The sequence below is a fragment of the Xanthobacter flavus genome (assembly GCF_017875275.1).
In the GTDB taxonomy this organism is placed as follows: Bacteria; Pseudomonadota; Alphaproteobacteria; order Rhizobiales; family Xanthobacteraceae; genus Xanthobacter; species Xanthobacter flavus_A.
Genome location: NZ_JAGGML010000001.1, coordinates 3,354,532 through 3,377,469, shown reverse-complemented (window position 1 = coordinate 3,377,469; position 22,938 = coordinate 3,354,532). Strand labels below are relative to the sequence as shown.

The following is a 22,938-nucleotide window of genomic DNA, read 5'->3' as shown; positions in this document are numbered from 1 at the left end:
GTCAGCCGGCCGGCAGGCGCACGATGAAGCGGGCGCCGGTCACATGGGGGGTGCCGTCGGGGTCGGTGACGGTGCGGTTCTCGGCCCAGATGCGCCCGCCGTGGGCCTCCACGATCTGCCGCGAGATGGAGAGGCCGAGGCCGGAATTCTGGCCGAAGCCCTGATGCGGGCGATCGGTGTAGAAGCGCTCGAAGATGCGCGAGAGGGCGTCGGGGCGGATGCCCGGCCCGTCGTCGTCCACAACGATCTCGGCCCCGTCCTTGACGCGCCGGCAGATGACGCGAACCGAGCCGCCCTGGGGCGAGAAGGAGCGGGCGTTGGAGACGAGATTGTCCACCACCTGCCCGAGGCGGGAGGCGTGGCCGGCGATATTGAAGTCCTGCGGCGCCCCCGCCGCGCGTTCGAAGGCGAGGGAGACGTTCACGCCATCGTCCTTGCGCACGTCCTGGGCAAGGCCGACCACCATCTCCAGAAGCTGCTTCAGGTCCACCGTCACGGCCTCCTGCCGCTGCAGCTCGGCGTCGAGGCGGCTGGCGTCGGAGATGTCGGAGATCAGGCGGTCGAGACGCTTCACGTCGTGCTGGATCACCTCCAGCAGCCGCGAGCGGGAGGAATCGGTCTTGGCGAGCGGAAGCGTTTCCACCGCGCTGCGCAGGGAGGTGAGCGGATTCTTCAATTCGTGCGCCACATCCGCCGCGAAACTCTCGATGGCCTCGATGCGGTTGTAGAGCGCGCTCGTCATGTCGCGCAGGGCGCCGGAGAGATGGCCGATTTCGTCGGCGCGGGCGGTGAAATCGGGAATTTCCACGCGGGTCTTGATACGCCGGCGCACCCGCTCGGCGGCGGCCGCCAGCTTGCGCACGGGATCGGCGATGGTGCCGGCGAGCAGCACGGAGAGCAGCACCATCACCGCCGCCGCGACAAGGAAGACGCGCACGATGACGAAGCGCTCGGCCTTCACCGCCGCGTCGATCTCGCCACTCTGGGTCGAGAGCAGCAGCACGCCGAGGATGGCGCGGAAGCGCTGGATGGGCACCGCGACGGAGACAACCACCTGCCCGCGCTCGTCCACCCGCACCTCGCTGGCCTTGGTGCCGAGCGCCGCGGAGGCGACCTCCGGATAGCTCTTGCCGGCCTGCGGCCCCATCTCCCGGTAGAGCGGCAGGTCGCCCCGACCGAACCACAGCTGAAGCCCCAGCCACGCGCGCTCCAGGAAACCGGGCTTCGGCTCGTTGGGCGAGGGCAGATCGAAGCGCAGGATCTCGCCGCGCGAATAGAGCGAGCGGGAATCCAGCAGCAGCTGGCCTTCCCGATCGTAAATGCGGGCGCGGGTGCGGGTGGGGCCGACGAGGCGGCGCAGCACGGGGGCGACCCGCTCGGGATTGATGGGGAATTCCAGCGGCGCGAAGCCGTCCTCGGGGCCGTAGCTCTCCCCCGCCTGCAATTCCAGCAGGCGATCGGGATCGAGCGTGATGGCGTTGGTCTCCACCTGCGCCGAGGAGGCGATGGCCGCGGCAATGATCTCGCCCTGCACCAGAAGGCTCTGGATGCGCGCGTCGATGAGGCCGGAGCGGAATTCCGACAGATACAGGATGCCGGAGACCAGCGCGCACAGGCCAGCAAGGTTCAGGAGCACGATGCGCCGCGTAAGCGACGAGAAGCCCTTGAACGCCACAAAGCGGCGCACCCGCCGGACGGTGGCGAGAATGCCGCCCGCCGGCTCGCTCGGGCGCTCCAGCGGCGCTTCGTTGGTCTCGACCGTCATTTGGCGCCGAACCTGCCGCGCGCGGCCCGGATCACTCCTTGAACCGGTAGCCGACGCCGTACAGGGTCTCGATCATCTCGAAGGAATCGTCCACCGACTTGAACTTCTTGCGCAGCCGCTTGATGTGGCTGTCGATGGTGCGGTCGTCCACATAGACCTGATCGTCATAGGCCGCGTCCATCAGGGCGTTGCGGCTCTTGACCACGCCCGGGCGCTGGGCGAGCGCCTGGAGGATCAGGAATTCGGTGACGGTGAGCGTCACCGGCTCGGCCTTCCAGGTGCAGGTGTGGCGTTCGGGGTCCATGCGCAGGTTGCCGCGCTCGAGAACCTTGGCGCTGTCCACCTCACGCGGGGCGGCGCCGTCCTTGGCTCCGGCGCGGCGCAGCACCGCCTTCACCCGCTCCACCAGCAGGCGCTGGGAGAACGGCTTCTTGATGAAATCGTCGGCGCCCATCTTGAGGCCGAACAATTCGTCGATCTCCTCGTCCTTGGAGGTGAGGAAGATCACCGGCATGTCGGTCTTCTGGCGCAGGCGGCGCAGCAGCTCCATGCCGTCCATGCGGGGCATCTTGATATCCAGGATGGCGAGGTCCGGCGGGTTGGTCTTGAACCCGTCGAGAGCCGAGGCGCCGTCCGTGTAGGTGTCGATGCGGTAGCCCTCCGCCTCCAGGGCGATGGAGACCGAGGTCAGGATGTTGCGGTCGTCGTCGACAAGGGCGATCGTGGGCATGACACCTCTTTGGAGCCGTCCGGGCGGTCCGCTGAACACGGGCCTTCAAGCCGGCCACCTGTTGCGGCCGCATCTTGCGGTGAACCGCGTTCGCGTGGCCGAAATGTGACACACAAGACTCGTTTGACGCAAAGTAGCGGGATTCTCCACCGACACCAAATGGCGTCGGCGGAATAGCCTTAATCAGCGTTGCACTTTCCCCAGCGGCGCGTCGCCCCTTGCGCCGGCACGCCGCGCGGGAGCATCGTGGCACCGCCCCGTGGGAGGAGACCATGACCAAGCCGTCCGCGACCGCCGTCCGCCACCTCGTGCGCGAGGCCCGATTCGGCGCCCTTGCAACGCTGGAGGGTGACGGCGCGCCTTATGCCTCCCTGGTGGCCGTGGCCACAGACCCCGAGGGCAGGCCGACGCTGCTCATCTCCCGCCTTGCCCGGCACACCCGCAACATCGCCGGCGACGCGCGCGTCTCCCTCCTCGTTTCGGCCGCCGGCGCCGACGACCCGTTGAACGCCCCGCGCGCCAGCCTTGTCGGGCGCATCGTCCCCGCCCCGGCCCCGGAGGTGCGCGCCCGCTATCTCGCCCGGCATGAGGCCGCTGCGGGCTATGCCGATTTTACGGATTTCGCCTTCTATGCCATCGACATATCCGAGGCGCATCTGGTCGAGGGCTTCGGCCGCATCGTCGACGTGCCGGGAGAAATGCTGGTCACCTCCTGGCAGGGAGCGGAGGCGCTGGCCGGTGGGGCGGAGGGCGTGATCGCGCACATGAACGAGGACCATGCCGACGCCGTGCATCTCTACGCCACCGTTCTCCTCGGCGCGCCCGATGGCAAGTGGCGGATGCTGTCGCTCGATCCTGAGGGCTGCGAACTGATCTGCGGCGATCTTGTGCGGCGCCTGGATTTCACCCGACGCACCGAAGACCTTGCTGCAGTGCGGCAAGAACTGGTGAAGCTTGTCACTGACGCTCGACGCGGGACGGCAGCCTGAATTTAAACGTTTAATCTGCTTTCGTCGGAGTTTCCTTGACGGCCAACTCCCTCTAGCGTGCTCGCCGCGGCTTCGAGGGATGCGCAAAGACATCCCCGGCCCGACACCTCCCGCATAACTCTGTGAGAGCGGGATGGCGGCTTGAATGCCGGCGTCACGCCGGCGGGAATTTGGAGGATTTTTCGTGCTCGAAACCGGTCACCGGAACAGCGCCTGCGGCGCGGACACGTTCGGCCTCAAGCATCTCACGGCGGTGCATTGGAATCTTCTGGAGCCCGCCCTCTACGAGCACGCGCTGGCGCACAAGGAGGGGCATCTGTCCTCCGGCGGCGCGCTGATGGCCGTGACCGGCGCCCACACCGGCCGCAGCCCCAAGGACAAGTTCGTGGTGCGCGACGCCAATACCGAGAGCGAGGTCTGGTGGGACAACAACGGCGCCATCACGCCGGCGCAGTTCGAGGCGCTCTATCAGGACTTCCTGAAGGAGGCCGAGGACAAGACCCTGTTCGCGCAGGATCTCTATGGCGGCGCCGATCCGGCCTCGCGCATCAAGGTGCGCGTCTACACCGAGTTCGCCTGGCACTCCCTGTTCATCCGCACCATGCTGCGCCGCCCCGAGCGGGCCGAGCTTGACGGCTTCGTGCCGGAAATGACCATCATCGACCTGCCGTCGTTCAAGGCCGATCCGGCGCGCCACGGGGTTCGCTCGGAGACGGTGATCGCGGTGGATTTCTCTCGCGGCATCGTGCTCATCGGCAATTCGTCCTACGCGGGCGAGATGAAGAAGTCGGTGTTCACCGCGCTGAACTACATCCTGCCGAAGAAGGGCATCATGCCCATGCACTGCTCGGCCAACGTCGGAGAGCAGGGCGACGTCTGCCTGTTCTTCGGCCTGTCCGGCACCGGCAAGACCACGCTTTCGGCCGATCCCAACCGCACGCTTATCGGCGATGACGAGCACGGCTGGAGCAAGGACGGCGTCTTCAACTTCGAGGGCGGCTGCTACGCCAAGACCATCCGCCTCTCGGCGGAGGCCGAGCCCGAGATTTTCGCCGCCTCCAACCGCTTCGGCACGGTGCTGGAGAATGTGGTGCTCGACAAGGTGACCGGCGTGCCCGACTTCGACGACGGCAGCCTCACCGAGAACACCCGCTCCTGCTATCCCCTCGCCTTCATCCCCAACGCCAGCCCCACCGGCCGCGCCGGCCAGCCGAAGAACGTGGTGATGCTTACCTGCGACGCGTTCGGCGTGCTGCCGCCCATCGCGCGGCTCACCCCGGCGCAGGCGATGTATCACTTCCTCTCCGGCTACACGGCGAAGGTCGCGGGCACCGAGAAGGGCGTGAAGGACCCCGAAGCCACCTTCTCCACCTGCTTCGGCGCGCCCTTCATGCCGCGACATCCGTCCGTCTACGGCAATCTGCTGCGCGACCTCATCGCCGAGCACGGCGTGGACTGCTGGCTGGTGAACACCGGCTGGACCGGCGGCAAGTTCGGCACCGGCCGGCGCATGCCCATCAAGGTGACCCGCACGCTGCTGACTGCGGTGCTCGACGGCTCGCTCAAGGGCGCCTCGTTCCGCACCGATCCCTATTTCGGCTTCGAGGTGCCCACCTCCGTGCCGGGCATCGAGCCGCACATCCTCTATCCGTCCAAGACCTGGGCGGACAAAGCGGAGTTCGACGCCACTGCGCGCCGGCTGGTCTCCATGTTCCGCGACAACTTCGCGCGCTTCGAGACCCATGTGGACGCCGCCGTGCGCGATGCCCAGCCGCAGGTGCGCATCGCCGCGGAGTGAGCGGCCTCTCCAGAAGCCCAAAGCAAAAAGGCCCGGCGCAGCGCGCCGGGCCTTTGTCTTTCAGGGAGAAGCCGTTCAGCTGCGGCGGCGCTGCTGGCCGAGACCCATCTGCTTGGCGAGCTCGGAGCGGGCGGCGGCATAATTGGGGGCGACCATGGGATAGTCGGCCGGCAGGCCCCACTTCTCGCGATACTGCTCGGGCGTCATGTCATAGTGCGTGCGCAGGTGGCGCTTCAGCGACTTGAACTTCTTGCCGTCCTCCAGGCAGATGATGAAGTCCGGATGCACGGAGCGCTTCACCGCAACCGCCGGCTTCAGCGGCTCCGCGCCGGCCGGCGCCTCGCCGGTGCCGAGGCGCGTGAGGGCGAGGAAGACGTCGTTGATGAGGGCCGGCAGCTCGGTCGCGGCGACCGTGTTGTTGCCGACATAGGCGGAGATGATGTCCGTCGCGAGCTCGATGAAGGCCGTCTGTTCCGTTGTGTCGCTCATGGGATCTGCTTCGCGTTGAGATGGCTTGAGAGGACTGCGCCGTCGGTCAGGTTTCGCGGTTCCGGACAATCAGGACACGCGCAGCCGAGAACTCGGCGCGCGCCAGAAAGGTGGAGCCCAGTGCAGCCAAGGCACCCCCAAGACGCAGCACACTCCCGAGACGCTTTCGCGGCGCCCCGTCTCGATGGTCCGCAGACCCAAAGTGTCCGAACCCCGGACAGTGTACATACCCTGATCAGTCGCCCACGCACGGATGCTGCGATGGCCCCTGTAGAGACCGTGTTAGTTTCGCAGTTTCAACTTTGCAACCGATATTTCGGCAATGCGGCTCATCTTCGTCAGGTGACTCAAGATCGCAGATCTGCGCGTCCCCTCCGCCGCCCCGCCGACAGCCACGGCAACAGGCACGCCCGCGGGCATGTGATCGGGAGAGCCTTGCCGTCGCCATTGGGAATGCCTACCTCTGCCACAGATCAGACCGGGGTTCCTCCATGCCCACCTCTGCCCCTTCCGACGCGGACCACACCAAGGTCGTGAAGAGCGAAAGCGAATGGCGTTCCTGCCTCACGCCGGAGCAGTTCCGAATCACCCGCCAGGCCGGCACCGAGCGCGCCTTCACCGGCCCCTACTGGGACGAGAAGCGCGCCGGCCTCTATTCCTGCGTCGCCTGCGGCGCGCCGCTGTTCCGCTCCGAGAGCAAGTACAATTCCGGCACGGGCTGGCCGAGCTTCTTCCAGCCGGTGTCGCCGGATGCGGTCGTCACCCATGAGGACGTCTCCCACGGCATGCGCCGCATCGAGGTGCGCTGCGCATCCTGCGACAGCCACCTGGGCCACGTCTTTCCGGATGGCCCGGCGCCGACCGGCTTGCGCTTCTGCATGAACGGCACCGCCCTCTCCCTGACCCCGGATGGCGAGGCAGACCGTGGCGCCTGAGCCGCCGCGCGCCCCTCGCCGCCCGTCGACCCGTACCGTCCACGGCATTTCCCTCACCGACGATTACGCCTGGCTGCGCGCCGACAATTGGCGCGCCGTCATGCGCGACCCCTCGGTGCTGGACGGCGACATCCGGGCTTACCTTGAAGCCGAGAATGCCTATGCGGACGCCTGGCTCGCGCCGCTCGGCGAGCTGAAGGCGAGGCTGGTCGCGGAAATGCGCGGGCGCATCAAGGAGGATGATTCCTCCGTGCCCGCGCCGGACGGCCCCTTCGCCTATTATTCCCGCCACCGGGAAGGGGGACAGCATCCCCTCGCCTGCCGCAAGGCCCTGCCAGACGGCGAGGAGGAGATCCTCCTCGATGGCGACAGGGAGGCTGAGGGCAAGGCCTATTTCCACTTCGGCCACTGGCGCCACAGCGCCGACCACCGCCGCCTCGCCTATTCCGCCGACACCTCCGGCGCCGAGCTCTATTCGCTGCGCATCCGTGACCTTGCGACCGGCGCCGACCTGCCCGACGCCATCGAGGAGACAACCGGCGACCTGTTGTGGAGCGCCGACGGGGACGTGCTCTATTACATCCGCCGCGACGCCGAGCACCGCCCCTCCCTCGTCTTCCGCCATGTCATCGGCACAGCGCCGGAGACGGACACGCTGATCTATGAGGAGCCGGACAAGGGCTTCTTCGTCTCGCTGGGGGAAACCCAGTCCCGCCGCTACGGGCTGATTGCCTGCGGCGACCACGAGACTTCCGAGGTCCACCTCTTGGACCTTCTCGACCCCGCCGCGCCTCCCCGCTGCATCGCGCCCCGCACCGAGGGTGTGCGCTACGAGGTGGAGCACCATCCCGACCTCGGCGGCGTCGATACCCTCGTCTTCCTGACCAACGCCGACAACGCGGAAGACTTCAAGATCACCGTGGCGCCCGTCGCCACGCCCGGGCGCGACCACTGGCGCGATCTCGTCCCGCACCGTCCGGGCTGCATGATCCTGAGTCACACGGTGTTCAGCGGCCACATGGCCCGCCTGGAACGCGAGGGTGGTCTGCCACGCATCGTCATCCGGGCGCTCGCGGATGGTGCGGAGCATGCCATCGCCTTCAACGAGGAGGCCTATGCGCTGGGGATGTCGGCCGGCTATGCCTTCGACACCACGCAGTTGCGCTTCACCTATGCGTCCATGACCACGCCGTCCGAGGTGTGGGACTACGACATGGCAAGCCGCCGCCGCGAAATGCTGAAGCGGCAGGAAGTGCCCTCCGGTCACGACCCGGCGCATTATGTGACGCGCCGCCTGATGGCGAAGGCGGCGGACGGCGAGAACGTTCCGGTCTCCCTGCTCTATCACAAGGACACGCCGCTCGACGGCTCCGCGCCGCTGCTGCTCTACGGCTATGGCGCCTACGGAATCACCATCCCCGCCGGCTTCGCCACCAACCGGCTGTCGCTGGTGGACCGCGGCTTCATCTATGCCATCGCCCACATCCGCGGCGGCACGGACAAGGGCTGGCGCTGGTACGCCGACGGCAAGCTGGCGAAGAAGACCAACACCTTCACCGATTTCATCGCCGCGGCCGCGCACCTGGTGGCGGAAGGCTTCACCCAGCCTGAACGAATCGTCGCCCAGGGCGGCTCGGCGGGCGGGATGCTGATGGGAGCGGTGGCGAACATGCGGCCGGACCTCTTCGCCGGCATCGTCGCCGAGGTGCCGTTCGTGGACGTGCTGACGACCATGCTGGACGACACCCTTCCCCTGACCCCGCCGGAATGGCCGGAGTGGGGTAATCCCATCGCCGACGAGGCTGCCTTCCACCGGATCCGGGGTTATTCACCCGTGGATAATGTAAGCGCGCAGGCCTACCCCTCCATCTTCGCCCTCGCCGGGCTCACCGACCCGCGCGTGACCTATTGGGAGCCGGCGAAATGGATGGCGCGGCTGCGGGCGGCGGACACCGGCGGGCGGCCCCTGCTGCTGCGCACCAATATGGATGCCGGCCACGGCGGCGCCGCCGGGCGCTTCGACCGGCTCGACGAGGTGGCGCTGGTCTATCTCTTCGCCCTGAGAACGGTTGGCCGCGCCGGCTGAGTCGCGCAGCCATTCACAGGCGGACGCCGGGCATTTCCCTACCGGCATTTGCGCGGCGGGCGGCTTCCGGCTATCCAGAGCGCGCTGTCGATCGACATGCGAGTGAGGGGGCGGCTCCGCGCATTTAAAGGCATGCTGTGATGGGCCGTCTGGATCGTTACATCTTCTCCACGGCGGCTGTCGCCTTCCTGGGAGTCGTGGTCGTGCTCGCGGGCATGATCTGGGCGACGCAGGCGCTGCGGCAGCTCGATCTGGTGACGAGCCAGGGCCAGACCATCCTTGCCTTCATCGCCATCACCAGCCTCACCATGCCCACGCTGGTGCTGGTGATCGCGCCGGCCGCCCTGTTCATCGCGACCGCCTACACGCTGCTCAAGCTCAACGGGGACAGCGAGATCGTGGTCATGGCCGCCGCCGGCATGGGGCCGTGGCGCCTGCTGCGCCCGCTCATCGTGCTGGCGATCCTGGTCTCCCTGTTCTGTTCCTCACTGGCGGTCCATGTGGTGCCGGCCAGCCTCACCAACTTTCGCGAGCAGGTGACCAAGGTGCGCGCGGACGTGGTGTCCTTCGTCGCCCAGCCCGGCCGCTTCGTGAACCTCACCCAGGGGCTCGTCTTCCATGTGCGCGAGCGCTCCGCCAACGGCGTGATGCGCGGCATCTTCATCAATGACGCGCGCGAGAAGGAGGTTTCTACCTACCTCGCAGACCGGGGCCAGATCGTCGAAAGCAAGGCCGGCATCTTCCTGGTGCTGGAAAACGGCTCCATTCACCGGCGTGGCGGCGACATGTGGAGGACCGAGGCGACGCCCCAGCCGACCCCGGAGGAAGCCCGTGCGGCCGCCCGCGCCAAGCTCGCCGCTCAGAAGACCGACCAGAGCACCCCGGCGGCGGCCCAGCCCCCGGCCGGCGACCAGAAGCAGGGGCGTTCCGAGAGCAAGGCGGCCAATTCCTCGGTGGTGGAATTCCAGCGCTACGCCTTCGACCTCTCCTCGCTGGCGCCGGACACCAAGGGCGTGGACATCAAGCCCATGGAGCGGCCCCTGTCCTATGTGATGAGCCCGCCGCCCGAGGACATGTATGTGCGCTTTTTCCCCGGACGATATCGGGAGGAGCTGCACAAGCGCCTGTCGGCGGGGCTCTATCCCATGGCCTTCTTCGCCATCGCCGCCGCCGCGCTCGCCCAGCCGCGCACCACCCGCCAGAGCCGTGGCGCGGCGCTCACCGCCATCATCCCGGCCATGGGGCTGGTGCAGATCGGCAATTTCGCCATCGCCGGCCAGCTGAAGGCCAATGCGGCGGCGGTGCCCCTGATCTACGCTTTGCCCATCGTCACCGTCATCATCTGCGCCATGATCCTGCAGGGCTGGATCCGCATCGCCCCGCCGGCGGCGCTGACGGCGCTGGGCGCCGCCATCCGGGCGCGATTCGCACGGCGGGCAGCGGCCTGACGATGATCGGACGCATCCTCGGCTTCTATTTCGCGCGGCGCTTCGCGCATGCGGTGGCGGTGATCTTCCTGTCCTGCGTCACGCTGATCGTGCTCGTGGACTTCCTGGAGATGGCGCGGCGCACGGCGGACCGCGAGCAGGTGACGGTGAGCCTTCTCGCCCTCCTCACCATCTACCGCGCGCCCGCCTTCACCGAGCAGCTCCTGCCCTTCGCCGTGCTGTTCGGCGGAATGGTGACGTTCGTCATCCTGTCGCGCCGGCTGGAGCTGGTGGTGGCGCGGGCGGTGGGGCTTTCGGTCTGGCAGTTCATTACCCCGCCGGTGCTCGTGGCCTTCCTCGTGGGCGTCTTCGCCACCTGCGTGTTCAACCCCGTCTCCGCCGACTTCAAGGAGCGCGCCAACCAGATCGAGGGCGACATCTTCGCCAGCGGCGGCGGCACGCCAGGGCTCACGCAGTCGAAGAAGGACTTCTGGATTCGCCAGCAGAGCGTGGACGGACAGTCCATCATCCAGGCCCAGTCCTCCCGGCAGGGCGGTCGGGTGCTCTCGGGCGTGGTGATTTTCGAGTTCGATCCCTCCGGGAACTTCATGGAGCGTGTAGAGGCCAAATCTGCAACTTTGGGAGATGGTGCATGGATTCTTACCGGCGCCAAGGTGCTCGTCCCGGGCCTCGATCTTGCCTCCTATGATACCTACCTGATTGCCACCAAGCTCGACCCGAAACAGATCCAGGATTCGCTGATCGCCCCGGAAACCGTGTCGTTCTGGCAACTGCCGTCGGCTATTCGCAGTGCGGAACAGTCCGGCTTCGGCGCGGAAAAATACCGCCTCCAGCTCCAGAGTCTTCTCGCAAAGCCGTTTCTGCTGGTGGCAATGGTGCTGATTGCCGCGGTCGTGGGGCTTCGCGTCTTCCGGTTCGGGGGTGTGGGCCAGACGATTCTCGGTGGCGTGCTTGCGGGCTTTCTGCTTTATGTTGGGACCAAGCTCGCCGAGGATCTCGGAGAGGCTGGAATCGTTCATCCCGTTGCTGCTGCGTGGTTTCCAGCAGTCACCGGGATTTTGCTGGGGGCGCTCATTCTGTTGCATCGGGAGGACGGATGACGGTCGGGCATCCCCCCGCCGCTGAGCTGACTGCCGGGACCCTTCGCACTGCGGTGCGTGGGACGGGCGGTCGCGCGTCCGCACGCGTCTCCTCGGCAGCCGCCTTTAGCGTGTTCCTTGCCGGTCTCGTCGCCCTCTTCGCGCCGATGGATGGCGCCCGCGCGCAGTCCGCACAGCCGAGCCAGAACACCACGCCGGGCAGCAACCTGCTCACCGCGCGTCAGCTCGACCCGAACCAGAAGATGCTGGTGACGGCCGACCAGCTCGAATACGACTACCAGAAGGACACCGTCTCCGCCGTCGGCAACGTCCAGATCTATTATGACGGCTCGTCCCTCGAGGCTCACCGCGTGGTGCTGGACCGCAAGGCCAACACCCTGCGCGCGGAAGGCAACGCCCGCCTCAAGGACAAGGACGGCAAGATCATCACGGCGGACACGCTCCAGCTGACGCAGGACTTCAAGCAGGGCTTCATCGATTCCCTGCGCCTCGACACGCCGGACAACACCCATTTCGCCGCCGTCCGCGCTGACCGGACCGACGGCAACATCACCGTCTTCCAGAATGGCGTCTACACGGCCTGCGAGCCATGCAAGGACGACCCCTCCAAGCCGCCGCTGTGGCAGATCAAGGCCAAGAAGATCATCCACAACGACGACGAGAAGATGGTCTATTACCAGGACGCCTGGGTCGAGTTTTTCGGCATGCCGGTGGCCTACTTCCCGTTCATGTCGTCGCCCGACCCGACGGTGAAGCGCAAGACCGGCTTCCTGATGCCGGAGTTCTTCTCCTCCAGCCAGATCGGCTACGGCGTCGCCGTTCCCTTCTTCTGGAACATCGCCCCCGACCGCGACCTGACCCTCACGCCCGCCTTCCTGACCCAGCAGGGCGTGCTGATGCAGGGCGAATGGCGCCAGCGCCTGATCAACGGCAGCTACACCATCCGCGCCGCCGGCATCGTGCAGGAGAACCCGCAGGAGTTCATCACCACGTCCAACGGCTTCACCGAGGTGCTGCCCGGCTTCCGCGACAACCGCGGCGCGGTGGAAAGCTCCGGCGCCTTCGCGCTGAACAAGTTCTGGACCTTCGGCTGGGATGCCACCATCGCGTCCGACCGCACCTTCCTGCGCGATTACAACCTGATCCCCGACACCACCACCACCAAGACCTCCACGGTCTACCTGACGGGCCAGGGTGATCGCTCCTATTTCGACCTGCGCGGCCTCTATTTCCTCGGCCTCGCAGTGACCGACGACCAGCAGCGCCAGCCCATCGTCGGCACGCTCAACTACAGCAAGGTGTACGACAAGGCCCTGTGGGGCGGCGAGGCCGGGTTCAAGATGAACCTCACCAGCCTCACCCGCGAGCAGGCTGACTTCATCGGCACCTCCGAGCTGACGTCCGCCATCGGCACCGTCGGCGTGCCCACCGGCGCCTGCACCCTGTGGTCGCCGAACGCGAAGGAATGCCTGCTGCGCGGCGCGCCGGGCGACTACACGCGCTTGTCCGGCGACGTCTACTGGAAGAAGACCATCACCGATTCCCTCGGCCAGCAGTGGACACCGTTCGTCACGGCGCGCGTGGACGTGGCCTCGGTCAACACCTCCTACCTGCCCCCGAGCTACCAGTTCGGCCCCGCCTACGCCAACCAGAACCCGCTCCAGTCCGGCAGTGACGACCTCATCCGCGCCATGCCCGCGGTGGGCCTCGACTACAAATACCCCTTCATCTCCGCCGAGAGCTGGGGCACCCAGACCATTGAGCCGAGGGCACAAATCATCATCCGCCCGAACGAGAGCGACATCGGCCGGTTCCCGAACGAGGACGCCCAGAGCCTGGTGTTCGACGACACCAACCTGTTCGAGGTGAACAAGTATTCCGGCTATGACCGGGTGGAGGGCGGCAGCCGCCTGAACCTCGGCGTGACCTACACGGCCGCCATCAACGGCGGCGGCCTGTTCACCGCCGTGGTCGGCCAGTCCTACAATCTGTTCGGCAAGAATTCCTATGCCTACGGCGACATGGCCAACACCGGCCTTGAGTCGGGCCTTGAGACCTCGGCGTCGGACTACATCGCCAAGTTCGGCTACTCGCCCACCAAATATCTCGAATTCGTGACCCGCTTCCGGTTCGACGAGCAGAACTTTTCCATGCAGCGGTTCGAGCTGCAGGCGCGGGCGGAGATCGACCGCTTCAACGTGGCTCTCACCTACGGCCGCTACGAGGCGCAGCCGCTGCTCGGCTATTACGACCAGCGCGAAGGCATCTACACCAATGCCTCCTACAAGCTGAACGACAACTGGGCGTTGCGCGGCGCCATCCGCTACGACTTCGCGGCGGGCGAGGTGGACTACACCCTGCTCGGCCTGAGCTACATCGACGACTGCTTCACCCTCGCCCTGAACTACATCTCCGACTACACCCTCAACGGCCCCAACGCGCCGCCGGTGACCAAGGTGATGTTCCGCATCGGCCTGCGCACCCTCGGCGAAGGTGGCTTCTCCACCAGCTTCGGCTCCGAATCCTCGAATTGATGCCGGCTGGAGTGTGGCCGCCATGGCCACGCTCGCGCAGCCGCATTGCCGCCACAGGATGAAGACACAAGTCGCAGGCAGCCCCCCGGACAGGACCATGCCTTTCGCACGCCTTCTTCTCCTCGCCGCCGCCCTTCTCCTGCCCGCGCTCGTGGTGGGCTCGCCCGCCCGCGCGCAACAGGTCGTGGTGGTCGTCAACGGCGATCCGGTCACCAGCTACGACGTCTCCCAGCGCCAGCTCCTCCACAGCATCATCGAGCGCAAGCCGATCAGCGCCAAGGAAGCACTGGAGGAACTGATCGAGGAGCGCATCAAGATCCAGCAGGCCAACCGCCTCAAATTGGACGTGGACCAGAAGGACGTCGACCGCCTGTTCGCCTCGATCGCCGAGCGCTCCGGCCGTACGCCCGAGCAGCTCTCGTCCGGCTTCAAGCAGCAGGGGCTCGGCGACCGGACCTTCAAGCAGAAGCTGCTGGCCGATTACGTCTGGGGCCAGTACGTCCGCGCCCGGTCGGGCACGGTGAACATCCGCGACGCCGACGTGATCGCGGCCCTGCAGAAGCGCGGCGAGACCCAGATGGTCGCCACCGAATACACGCTCATGCCCATCGTCTTCGTGGTTCCGCGCAACGCCAGCAACCACGCCGCCCGCCTCGCCGAGGCCAATGCCCTCAAGTCGCGCTTCACCGATTGCGACAGCGGCGAGCAGATGGCGAAGTCCATGAGGGAGGTGGTGGTGCGCCCCAAGGTGACGCGCCTGTCCTCCGAGGTGCCCGCCCAGCTCAAGCAGATCCTCGACAAGACCGAGGTCGGCCGGCTCACGCCGCCGGAAGTCGCCCAGGCCGGGGTGGAGACCTTTGCCATGTGCGGCAAGCGCGAGGTGCGCGGCGAGAGCTCCCAGAAGCGCGAGATCAAGGACGAGCTGACCACCAGCCAGTTCACCGCGGAATCAAAGAAATTCATGGCCGAGCTGCGCAAGCAGGCACTGATCGAATACCGTCGCTGACCGGCGGCGGCACCTTCCGTCCGCCGGCAAGGCTCCGGTCTTTGGCCACGCGCGCGGTCTTCACGCCAACCACGATCCTCTTCGCTTGAAAATGCTCTATGGTCGGCTCCGCGCCCGCACCGGGCGCCGCTGATGCTGACAAACCTCTGATGGCCGCCCTGTCTCCCCTTGTCCTCGCCCTCGGCGATCCCGCCGGCATCGGCCCCGATATCGCGCTCGCAGCCTTCCAGCGGCGGCACGCGGCGTCTGTCCCGCCCTTCATCGTCGCCGGCGATCCCGCAGCGCTCGCCGCCCGCGCCCGCCTGATCGGCCTCGACCTGCCGTTGGTCGAGACGACGCCCGAAACTGCTTCCCCGCGCTTCACGGACGCCCTTCCGGTTCTCCCCGCTGGCCCCGCCTTCACCGGGCGCGCAGGGTTGCCGGACGCCTCCTCCGCCGCCTGCGTCGAGGCGAGCCTCGCCACCGCCCTCGGCCTTGTGACGGCCGGACGCGCGGCGGCCCTCGTGACCAATCCGCTCGCCAAATCGGTCATGTACGACGCCGGCTTTCCCTTCCCCGGCCACACCGAGTGGCTCGCCCACCGCGCGTCCGCGCCGGGCCGGCCGGCGCCGCATCCGGTGATGATGATCTGGTCGGACAAGCTTGCCGTGGTGCCCGCCACCATCCACGTCCCCTATGCGGAGGTGCCCGGCCTCCTCACCATCGACCTTCTGGTCGAAACCGGCCGCATCGTCGCCCGGGACATGGCGCGGCGCTTCGGCATCGCCCGGCCCCGCCTCGCATTCTGCGGCCTCAATCCCCATGCGGGCGAGGACGGCACGCTGGGCGGTGAGGACGAGGCCATCGTGCGGCCCGCCGTGGAGGCGCTGAAGCGCGAGGGCATCCTCGCCACCGGCCCCCTGCCCGCGGACACGATGTTCCACCCGGAAGCACGGGCACGCTATGACGTGGCGGTGGGCATGTATCACGATCAGGTTCTGATCCCGGCCAAGACGCTCGCCTTCCACGACGGGGTGAACGTGACCCTCGGCCTGCCCTTCATCCGCACCTCGCCGGACCACGGCACGGCGTTCGACATCGCGGGGACGGGCCGGGCCAATCCCTCCAGCCTGATCGCCGCGTTGAAGCTCGCCCGGCGCCTTGCCGATGCGGAGCGGGCGGCAGCCCCGGCTCCTGCGCCTGCGCTGGCCCGCGCATGAGCGCGCTCGACGATCTGCCGCCGCTGCGCGACGTCATCCGCAAGCACGGCCTCTCGGCGCAGAAGTCGCTGGGGCAGAACTTCCTCCTGGATCTCAACCTCACCGGCCGCATCGCCCGCGCCTCAGGGCCGCTGGAAGATGTGACGATTGTGGAGGTCGGGCCCGGCCCCGGCGGGCTCACCCGTGCGCTTCTGGCGCTGGGCGCGAAGCGCGTCATCGCCATCGAGCGCGACCGGCGCTGCATGGATGCGCTGGCGGAGGTCGCCGCGCATTATCCCGGCCGGCTGGAGGTGATCGAGGGCGACGCGCTGAAGGTGGACGTGCGCCCCCTCATCGGGGAGGGCGAGGCGCGGGTCGTCGCCAACCTGCCCTACAACATCGCCACCGTGCTGCTGGTGGGCTGGCTCTCCACGGACCCGTGGCCGCCGTGGTTCTCCTCCCTCACCCTCATGTTCCAGAAGGAAGTGGCGGAACGCATCGTGGCGGAGCCGGGCTCCAAGGCCTATGGACGTCTCGCGGTGCTGGCGGGCTGGCGGACCAAGGGAAAGATCGCCTTCGATGTCGCCCCCTCGGCCTTCGTGCCGCCGCCCAAGGTCACCTCCTCGGTCATCCACTTGGTGCCGCGCCCGGAGCCCCTCCCCTGTGCGCTGTCGGCCCTTGAAAAGGTGACGGAGGCCGCCTTCGGCCAGCGCCGCAAGATGCTGCGGCAGAGCCTGAAGACGCTCGGCGTGGATGCGCAGGCCCTGCTCGATGCCGCCGGCGTCGAAGAAACCGCCCGCGCCGAAGAGATCGACGTGGCCGGCTTCGTGCGGCTGGCGAACGCCTTCTCGCAGGGCGTCGGGCGCCAGTTTGGCGCCCTGTCCGCGCTCAAGTAAGCGAGGGGGCGGCTTTACTCCGCCGCCTCCACCCGCGCCGGGTCGTAATTGAGGATGGGGGCCAGCCAGCGCTCGGCCTCCGCCACGGTCCAGCCCTTGCGCTTCGCGTAATCCTCCACCTGATCGCGCTCGATGCGGCCGACGCCGAAATAGGCGCTCTCGGGATGGGCGAAGTAGAGGCCGGACACCGCCGCGCCGGGCCACATGGCGAAGCTCTCGGTGAGGTGGATGCCCGCCTTCTGCGTGGCATCCAGCAATTCGAAGATGGTCGCCTTCTCGGTATGGTCGGGCTGGGCCGGATAGCCCGGCGCCGGGCGGATGCCGCGATAGCGCTCGGCGATGAGATCGTCGTTGGGGAGGGCCTCGTCCGCCGCGTAGCCCCACAAGTCGGTGCGCACCAGATGGTGCATGCGCTCGGCGAAGGCCTCGGCGAGGCGGTCGCACAGGGCCTTGAGCAGGATGGCGGAATAATCATCGTTGGCCGCCTTGAAGACCGCCACCCGATCCTCCTCGCCGATGCCCGCCGTCACCGCGAACCCGCCCACATAATCGGCGACGCCGCTCTCCAGCGGGGCGACGAAATCGGACAGCGCCAGATTATGTCGTCCTTCCCGGCGCGACAGCTGCTGGCGCAGGGTATGCAGGGTGGCGAGCGGGGTCTTCCGCGTGTCGTCGCGGAACAGCAGGATGTCGTCGCCCACGGCATTGGCGGGCCAAAAGCCGACCACGGCGCGGGCCGTCACCCACTTCTCGGCGACGATCTTCGCGAGCATCTCCTGCGCATCGGCGAACAGCGCGCGCGCCGGCTCGCCCACCACGGCGTCTTCCAGAATGGCCGGATAGCGCCCGGTCAGTTCCCAGGACTGGAAGAAGGGCGTCCAGTCGATGAAGGGCACGAGGTCCGCGAGGTCGTGGTCCTCGAACACGCGGGTGCCGAGGAAGGAGGGCTTCTCCGGCGCGCGGGCCGAGAAATCCAGCTTGAGAGCATTCTCGCGCGCCTTGGCGAGCGTGAGGCGCTGCTTGTTGGCGTCGGCGCGGGCGTGGGCCTCGGCGAGCCTGGCATATTCCGCGCGCACGTCGGCCACATAGGTGCCGCGCGTCTCGGTATTGAGGAGGTTCGAGACCACGCCCACCGCGCGGCTCGCGTCGGTGACATAGACCGTCTGCCCACGCTCGTAGCGCGGCGCGATCTTCACCGCCGTGTGGACGCGCGAAGTGGTGGCCCCGCCGATGAGCAGCGGCACGGCGAAGCCCTCGCGCTCCATCTCGGCCGCGACATGGACCATCTCGTCCAGCGAGGGCGTGATGAGGCCGGAGAGTCCGATCACGTCAACCTTCTCGTCCCGCGCTACCTGGAGGATCTTCTGCGTGGGCACCATCACGCCGAGGTCGATGACCTCGTAATTGTTGCACTGGAGCACGACGCCCACGATGTTCTTGCCGATGTCGTGCACGTCGCCCTTCACGGTCGCCATCAGCACCTTGCCGGCGGCCGAGGCGGAGGTGACGCCCATCTCCTCCTTTTCCTTCTCCATGAAGGGCATGAGGTAGGCCACCGCCTGCTTCATCACGCGGGCGGACTTCACCACCTGGGGCAGGAACATCTTGCCGGCGCCGAACAGGTCGCCGACCACGTTCATGCCGGACATCAGCGGGCCTTCGATGACGTGCAGCGGGCGCGCCACGTTCTGGCGGGCCTCCTCGGTGTCGGCCTCCACGAAATCGGTGATGCCGTTGACCAGGGCATGCTCCAGCCTTTTCTCCACCGGCCAGGTGCGCCAGGCGAGATCGGCCTCCTTCTTCTCCTTTCCGGCGGCACCCTTGAAGCCCTCGGCGATTTCGAGAAGCCGCTCGGTGGCGTCGGCGCGGCGGTTCAGCACCACGTCCTCGCACGCCTCGCGCAAGGCGGGCTCGATCTCGTCATAGACGGCGAGCTGGCCGGCATTGACGATGCCCATGTCCATGCCCGCCTGGATGGCGTGATAGAGGAACACGGCGTGCATCGCCTCGCGCACCGGCTCGTTGCCGCGGAACGAGAAGGAGAGGTTGGAGACGCCGCCCGACACATGGGCGTAGGGCAGGCTCTGGCGGATGAAGCGGGTCGCGTCGATGAAGGCGACGCCGTAGCCGGAGTGCTCCTCGATGCCGGTCGCCACCGCGAAGACGTTGGGATCGAAGATGATGTCTTCCGGCGGGAAGCCCACCTCATCGGTCAGGATGCGATAGGCGCGCTCGCAGATGGAGGTCTTGCGGGCATAGCTGTCGGCCTGCCCCTGCTCGTCGAAGGCCATCACCACCACGGCGGCGCCATAGGCGCGCACCAGCTTGGCCTTCTCGATGAAGGCTTCCTCACCCTCCTTGAGGGAGATGGAATTGACGATGCCCTTGCCCTGCAGGCGCTTCAGCCCCTGCTCGATGATCTCCCACTTGGAACTGTCCACCATCACCGGCACCTTGGCGATGTCCGGCTCGGCGGCGACGAGGTTCAGGAAGGTGATCATGGCGGCCTCGCTGTCGAGGAGGCCTTCGTCCATGTTGATGTCGATCACCTGCGCGCCGCTCTCCACCTGATCGCGGGCCACCGCCAAGGCGGCGGGGAAGTCGCCGGCGGTGATGAGCTTGCGGAAGCGGGCGGAGCCGGTGACGTTGGTGCGCTCGCCCACGTTCACAAACGGAATCTCGGGGGTCAGCTCGAACGGCTCGAGGCCGGAGAGCCGCAGGCGCGGCTCCAGCTCCGGCACGACGCGCGGCGCCTTGCCCTTCACCACCTCGGCGATGGCCCGGATGTGCGCGGGCGTGGTGCCGCAGCAGCCGCCCACCACATTCACGAGGCCGGAAGAAGCAAACTCGCCCACGAGCGCCGCCATGGCCTCGGGGCTCTCGTCATACATCCCGAACTCGTTGGGCAGGCCCGCATTGGGATAGGCGCAGACGAGGGTGTCCGCCACCCGCCCGATCTCGGCGATGTGGGCGCGCATCTCGCGCGCGCCGAGGGCGCAGTTGAGGCCGATGGAGAAGGGCTTGGCGTGGCGCAGCGAATACCAGAAGGCGCTCGGCGTCTGGCCCGACAGGGTGCGGCCGGAGAGGTCGGTGATGGTGCCGGAGATCATCACCGGCAGGCGGAAGCCGCGCTCGGCGAACAGCTTCTCGATGGCGAAGATGGCCGCCTTGGCGTTCAGCGTGTCGAAGATGGTCTCGACGAGGAGGATGTCCGCGCCGCCGTCCACGAGGCCGCGCGCCTGCTCGAAATAGGCGTCGGCCAGATCGTCGAAGGTCACGGCACGGAAGCCGGGGTCGTTCACATCAGGCGAGATGGAGGCGGTGCGGTTCGTGGGGCCGAAGGCGCCGGCGACGAAGCGGCGGCGGCCGTCTTCCTTCTGGGCGATGTCCGCCGCCTCGCGGGCGAGCCGCGCGCTCTCGAAATTCAGTTCGTAGACGATCTCCTCCATGCCGTAGTCGGCCTGGGCGATGGAGGTGCCGGAGAAGGTGTTGGTCTCCACCATGTCCGCGCCGGCGCGGAAATATTCGAGGTGGATGGCCCGCACCGCGTCGGGCTGGGTGAGGCTGAGAAGGTCGTTATTGCCCTTCACGTCCCGCGGCCAGTCCTTGAACCGCTCGCCACGATAGCCCGCCTCGTCCAGCTTCAGCTGCTGGATCATGGTGCCCATGGCCCCGTCCAGCACCAGGATGCGCTCGGCGGCGGCCTTGGCGAGGTCGGCGAAGATGGTTTCGGCGTGGGTCGCGGCAGAGGTCTGGGCGGCGTTCATGGGGGCGGTCATTGGGGGCGGTCTCGGGGCTCGGGGCGACGCGGGGGCGCGCCTTCCGTGAAAGACGGGCCGGCGCGAAAGGCGCCGGCGGGAAGGGGGTCGCGCTCAGACCGCCATCGCCTGCGGCACCGGCTCTGCATCGGGGCGCAGCCCGAGCAGGTGGCAGATGGCGTAGACGAGGTCGGCGCGGTTCAGCGTATAGAAATGGATATCGGTGACACCACGATCAACGAGGTCCGTCACCTGCTCCGCCGCCACCGCTGCGGCGATGAGCTTGCGGGTCTCGGGATCGTCATCCAGCCCCTCGAAGCGCTTCAGCAGCCAGCCCGGCACGCTCGCCCCGGTGCGGGTGGCGAAGTTCGACGCCTGCTTGAAGTTGGTCACCGGCAGCAGGCCGGGCAGGATGGGGATGTCGATGCCCCTGGCGCGCACCTTGTCGAGATAGCGGAAATAGACGTCGTTCTCGAAGAAGAACTGGGTGATGGCGCGGGTGGCCCCGGCATCGACCTTGGCCTTCAGGGAATCGATGTCCGCATCGAGGCTCGCGCTTTCCGGGTGCTTCTCGGGATAGGCCGAGACGGACACCTCGAAATCGCCGATGCGGCGGATGCCCTCCACGAGATCGCAGGCGTAGGGATAGCCCTCCGGGTGCGGCTCGTATTTGGTGCCGACGCCGGTGGCCGGATCGCCGCGCAGGGCGACGATGTGCTTCACGCCGGCATCCTTGTAGGCCCGCACCACGTCATCGATCTCGGCGCGGCTGGCCCCGACGCAGGTGAGGTGCGCCGCCGGATGCAGGTCGGTCTCCTTCACCAGACGCGAGACGGTTGCGTGGGTGCGCTCACGGGTGGAGCCGCCCGCGCCGTAGGTGACGGACACAAAGCTTGGATGGAGCGGCGCCAGCCGGCGGATGGAGGACCACAGCGTCTTCTCCATCTCCTCCGTCTTCGGCGGGAAGAATTCGAAGGAGACGTTGACCGGCGGCCGGTCCATCTCCCGGCTCGCCCGCACGGGCACGGCGGCGGAAATGGGGGCGGGGGTGGTCATCAGGCAATCTCCCTGTGGGCGAGGTCGGCATCGGCCATTTCGGAACGCGGATCGCGGGCGAGCCAGAGCGAGACGGTGAGGCCGTCGCCGGAGCGGACCTCGGGGGTGAGGGTGTCGAAGGACACGAGATCGAGGCCGGCGGCGGCGAGCCATCCCTCCACCGTCGCCCGCTCGAAGCCGAGATGGCGATGGGCGTGGGCCTCGCGCAGGAATTCGAGCCCGTGCGGGGCGAAGTCCACCACCAGCAGCCGACCGCCGGGCGCAAGAACCCGCGCCGCCTCCTTCAGGGCGCGGCGACCATCATCGAGATAGTGCAGCACCTGATGCACGATCACCGCGTCGAAGGCGTCGCGCGGGACGGGAACGGCATAGATGTCGCTCTGGCGCAGCAGGCAGTTGCGCACGCCGGCGCGCTCCAGATTGGCGCGGGCGACGCCCAGCATGTCGGGAGACAGATCGACCCCCATGCCGCGATCGATATCCGGTGCGAACAGCTCCAGCATCCGGCCGGTGCCGGTGCCGAGATCGAGCAGCGAGCGGATGGGGGCGCCGGCGAAGGCGCGGCGGACGGCCGCTTCCACCGCGGCTTCGGGTACATGCAGGCGGCGGATTTCGTCCCACTGGCGGGCATGGGCGGCGAAATAGCCCTGCGCGGCGGAGGCGCGGGCCGCGCGCACCGCTTCCAGCCGGGCACGGTCCCCGGCGAGGACGGCATCGTCCCGGTCCAGCAAGTCGAGCAGGCTCTTGGCGATTCGCCCGCCCGCGCCTTCGGCGGCGCGGCGGTAGAACACCCAGCTGGCCTCGCGGTGGCGATCCACCAGCCCGGCATCCGCCAGAAGCTTCAGATGGCGCGAGATGCGCGGCTGCGACTGCCCAAGGATTTCGGTGAGGTCGGAGACGGTCAGCTCCGCCTCTCCCAGCACCGCGATCAGGCGCAGGCGCGTATCCTCCCCCGCGGCCTTGAGGCCCTCGAGGACGGCGGCGAACGAGGAAGGCGCGGGCTTGAGCCGATCTGACATAAAGATATCTTTATATCCTTAGCGGCTGCCGTTCAAGTCTGCTTCCACTTCGCGCGCTATGCCCCGCGCGCCACAGTGCGATCACGATCGCGCGGCTCGCGGAATCTCGCATTGCGGGGGACCCGGCGCGGGCCTAAAGGCGTTTAACGAA

At 67.6% G+C, this 22,938-nt stretch carries 16 protein-coding genes; 10 read left to right on the top strand and 6 right to left on the bottom strand.

What is annotated here, in order from left to right:
• Position 1: 1 nt before the first annotated feature.
• Both J2126_RS16040 and J2126_RS16035 read right to left on the bottom strand, forming a co-directional pair.
• The gene (locus tag J2126_RS16040) at positions 2-1,765 is read right to left on the bottom strand and encodes a sensor histidine kinase (RefSeq protein ID WP_209487897.1); all 1,764 of its coding nucleotides are present in this window, start codon (positions 1,763-1,765) and stop codon (positions 2-4) included.
• Between the two features lie 31 nt (positions 1,766-1,796).
• Positions 1,797-2,495 carry a response regulator transcription factor gene (locus tag J2126_RS16035; RefSeq protein ID WP_029557293.1) on the bottom strand — a complete coding sequence of 233 codons (699 nt, stop codon included), beginning with the start codon at positions 2,493-2,495 and terminating at the stop codon, positions 1,797-1,799.
• Between the two features lie 272 nt (positions 2,496-2,767).
• Between J2126_RS16035 and J2126_RS16030 the strand changes: the two genes are divergently transcribed.
• On the top strand, positions 2,768-3,484 hold the full coding sequence (locus J2126_RS16030) for a HugZ family protein (RefSeq protein WP_209487896.1): 717 nt from the start codon (positions 2,768-2,770) through the stop codon (positions 3,482-3,484).
• 184 nt (positions 3,485-3,668) lie between these two features.
• The gene (locus J2126_RS16025) at positions 3,669-5,282 is read left to right on the top strand and encodes a phosphoenolpyruvate carboxykinase (RefSeq protein WP_348634321.1); all 1,614 of its coding nucleotides are present in this window, start codon (positions 3,669-3,671) and stop codon (positions 5,280-5,282) included.
• Between the two features lie 75 nt (positions 5,283-5,357).
• Here J2126_RS16025 and J2126_RS16020 read toward each other — a convergent pair whose 3' ends face one another.
• The gene (locus tag J2126_RS16020; RefSeq protein ID WP_209487894.1) at positions 5,358-5,771 is read right to left on the bottom strand and encodes a MucR family transcriptional regulator; all 414 of its coding nucleotides are present in this window, start codon (positions 5,769-5,771) and stop codon (positions 5,358-5,360) included.
• A 491-nt stretch (positions 5,772-6,262) separates the two neighbouring features.
• On the opposite strand from J2126_RS16020, the gene msrB reads away from it, so the two are divergent.
• The 8 genes from msrB (at position 6,263) to rsmA (ending at position 16,954) form a co-directional block, all read left to right on the top strand.
• Positions 6,263-6,706 (top strand): peptide-methionine (R)-S-oxide reductase MsrB, encoded by a 444-nt coding sequence (gene msrB / locus J2126_RS16015; RefSeq protein WP_209487893.1) that lies wholly within the window; start codon positions 6,263-6,265, stop codon positions 6,704-6,706.
• Entirely contained in the window at positions 6,681-8,792 is a 2,112-nt protein-coding gene (locus J2126_RS16010; protein ID WP_209487892.1) for a S9 family peptidase, read from the top strand. The genes msrB and J2126_RS16010 overlap by 26 nt, the downstream gene beginning before the upstream one ends.
• Positions 8,793-8,932: 140 nt before the next feature.
• Positions 8,933-10,240 (top strand): LptF/LptG family permease, encoded by a 1,308-nt coding sequence (locus J2126_RS16005; protein WP_209487891.1) that lies wholly within the window; start codon positions 8,933-8,935, stop codon positions 10,238-10,240.
• 2 nt (positions 10,241-10,242) lie between these two features.
• Entirely contained in the window at positions 10,243-11,340 is a 1,098-nt protein-coding gene (gene lptG, locus J2126_RS16000) for an LPS export ABC transporter permease LptG (protein ID WP_209487890.1), read from the top strand.
• Between the two features lie 110 nt (positions 11,341-11,450).
• Positions 11,451-13,874: an LPS-assembly protein LptD gene (locus tag J2126_RS15995; protein WP_348634319.1), complete on the top strand. Its 2,424-nt coding sequence runs from the start codon at positions 11,451-11,453 to the stop codon at positions 13,872-13,874.
• A 97-nt stretch (positions 13,875-13,971) separates the two neighbouring features.
• A complete protein-coding gene (locus tag J2126_RS15990; protein WP_209487888.1) occupies positions 13,972-14,880 on the top strand; it encodes a peptidylprolyl isomerase in 909 nt (302 codons plus the stop codon).
• A 149-nt stretch (positions 14,881-15,029) separates the two neighbouring features.
• Positions 15,030-16,079, top strand: a complete 1,050-nt coding sequence (pdxA, locus tag J2126_RS15985; RefSeq protein WP_209487887.1) for a 4-hydroxythreonine-4-phosphate dehydrogenase PdxA — start codon at positions 15,030-15,032, stop codon at positions 16,077-16,079.
• A complete protein-coding gene (gene rsmA / locus J2126_RS15980) occupies positions 16,076-16,954 on the top strand; it encodes a 16S rRNA (adenine(1518)-N(6)/adenine(1519)-N(6))-dimethyltransferase RsmA (protein WP_209487886.1) in 879 nt (292 codons plus the stop codon). Before pdxA ends, rsmA begins: the two co-directional genes overlap by 4 nt.
• A 14-nt stretch (positions 16,955-16,968) precedes the next feature.
• Here rsmA and metH read toward each other — a convergent pair whose 3' ends face one another.
• From metH to J2126_RS15965, 3 genes are all read right to left on the bottom strand, one after another.
• Complete coding sequence (gene metH, locus J2126_RS15975) at positions 16,969-20,733, bottom strand: methionine synthase (protein ID WP_432445340.1); 3,765 nt, start codon at positions 20,731-20,733, stop codon at positions 16,969-16,971.
• 93 nt (positions 20,734-20,826) lie between these two features.
• Positions 20,827-21,768 carry a methylenetetrahydrofolate reductase [NAD(P)H] gene (gene metF, locus J2126_RS15970; RefSeq protein WP_209487885.1) on the bottom strand — a complete coding sequence of 314 codons (942 nt, stop codon included), beginning with the start codon at positions 21,766-21,768 and terminating at the stop codon, positions 20,827-20,829.
• Positions 21,768-22,787: an ArsR/SmtB family transcription factor gene (locus tag J2126_RS15965; protein ID WP_209487884.1), complete on the bottom strand. Its 1,020-nt coding sequence runs from the start codon at positions 22,785-22,787 to the stop codon at positions 21,768-21,770. The genes metF and J2126_RS15965 overlap by 1 nt, the downstream gene beginning before the upstream one ends.
• Between the last annotated feature and the right edge of the window lie 151 nt (positions 22,788-22,938).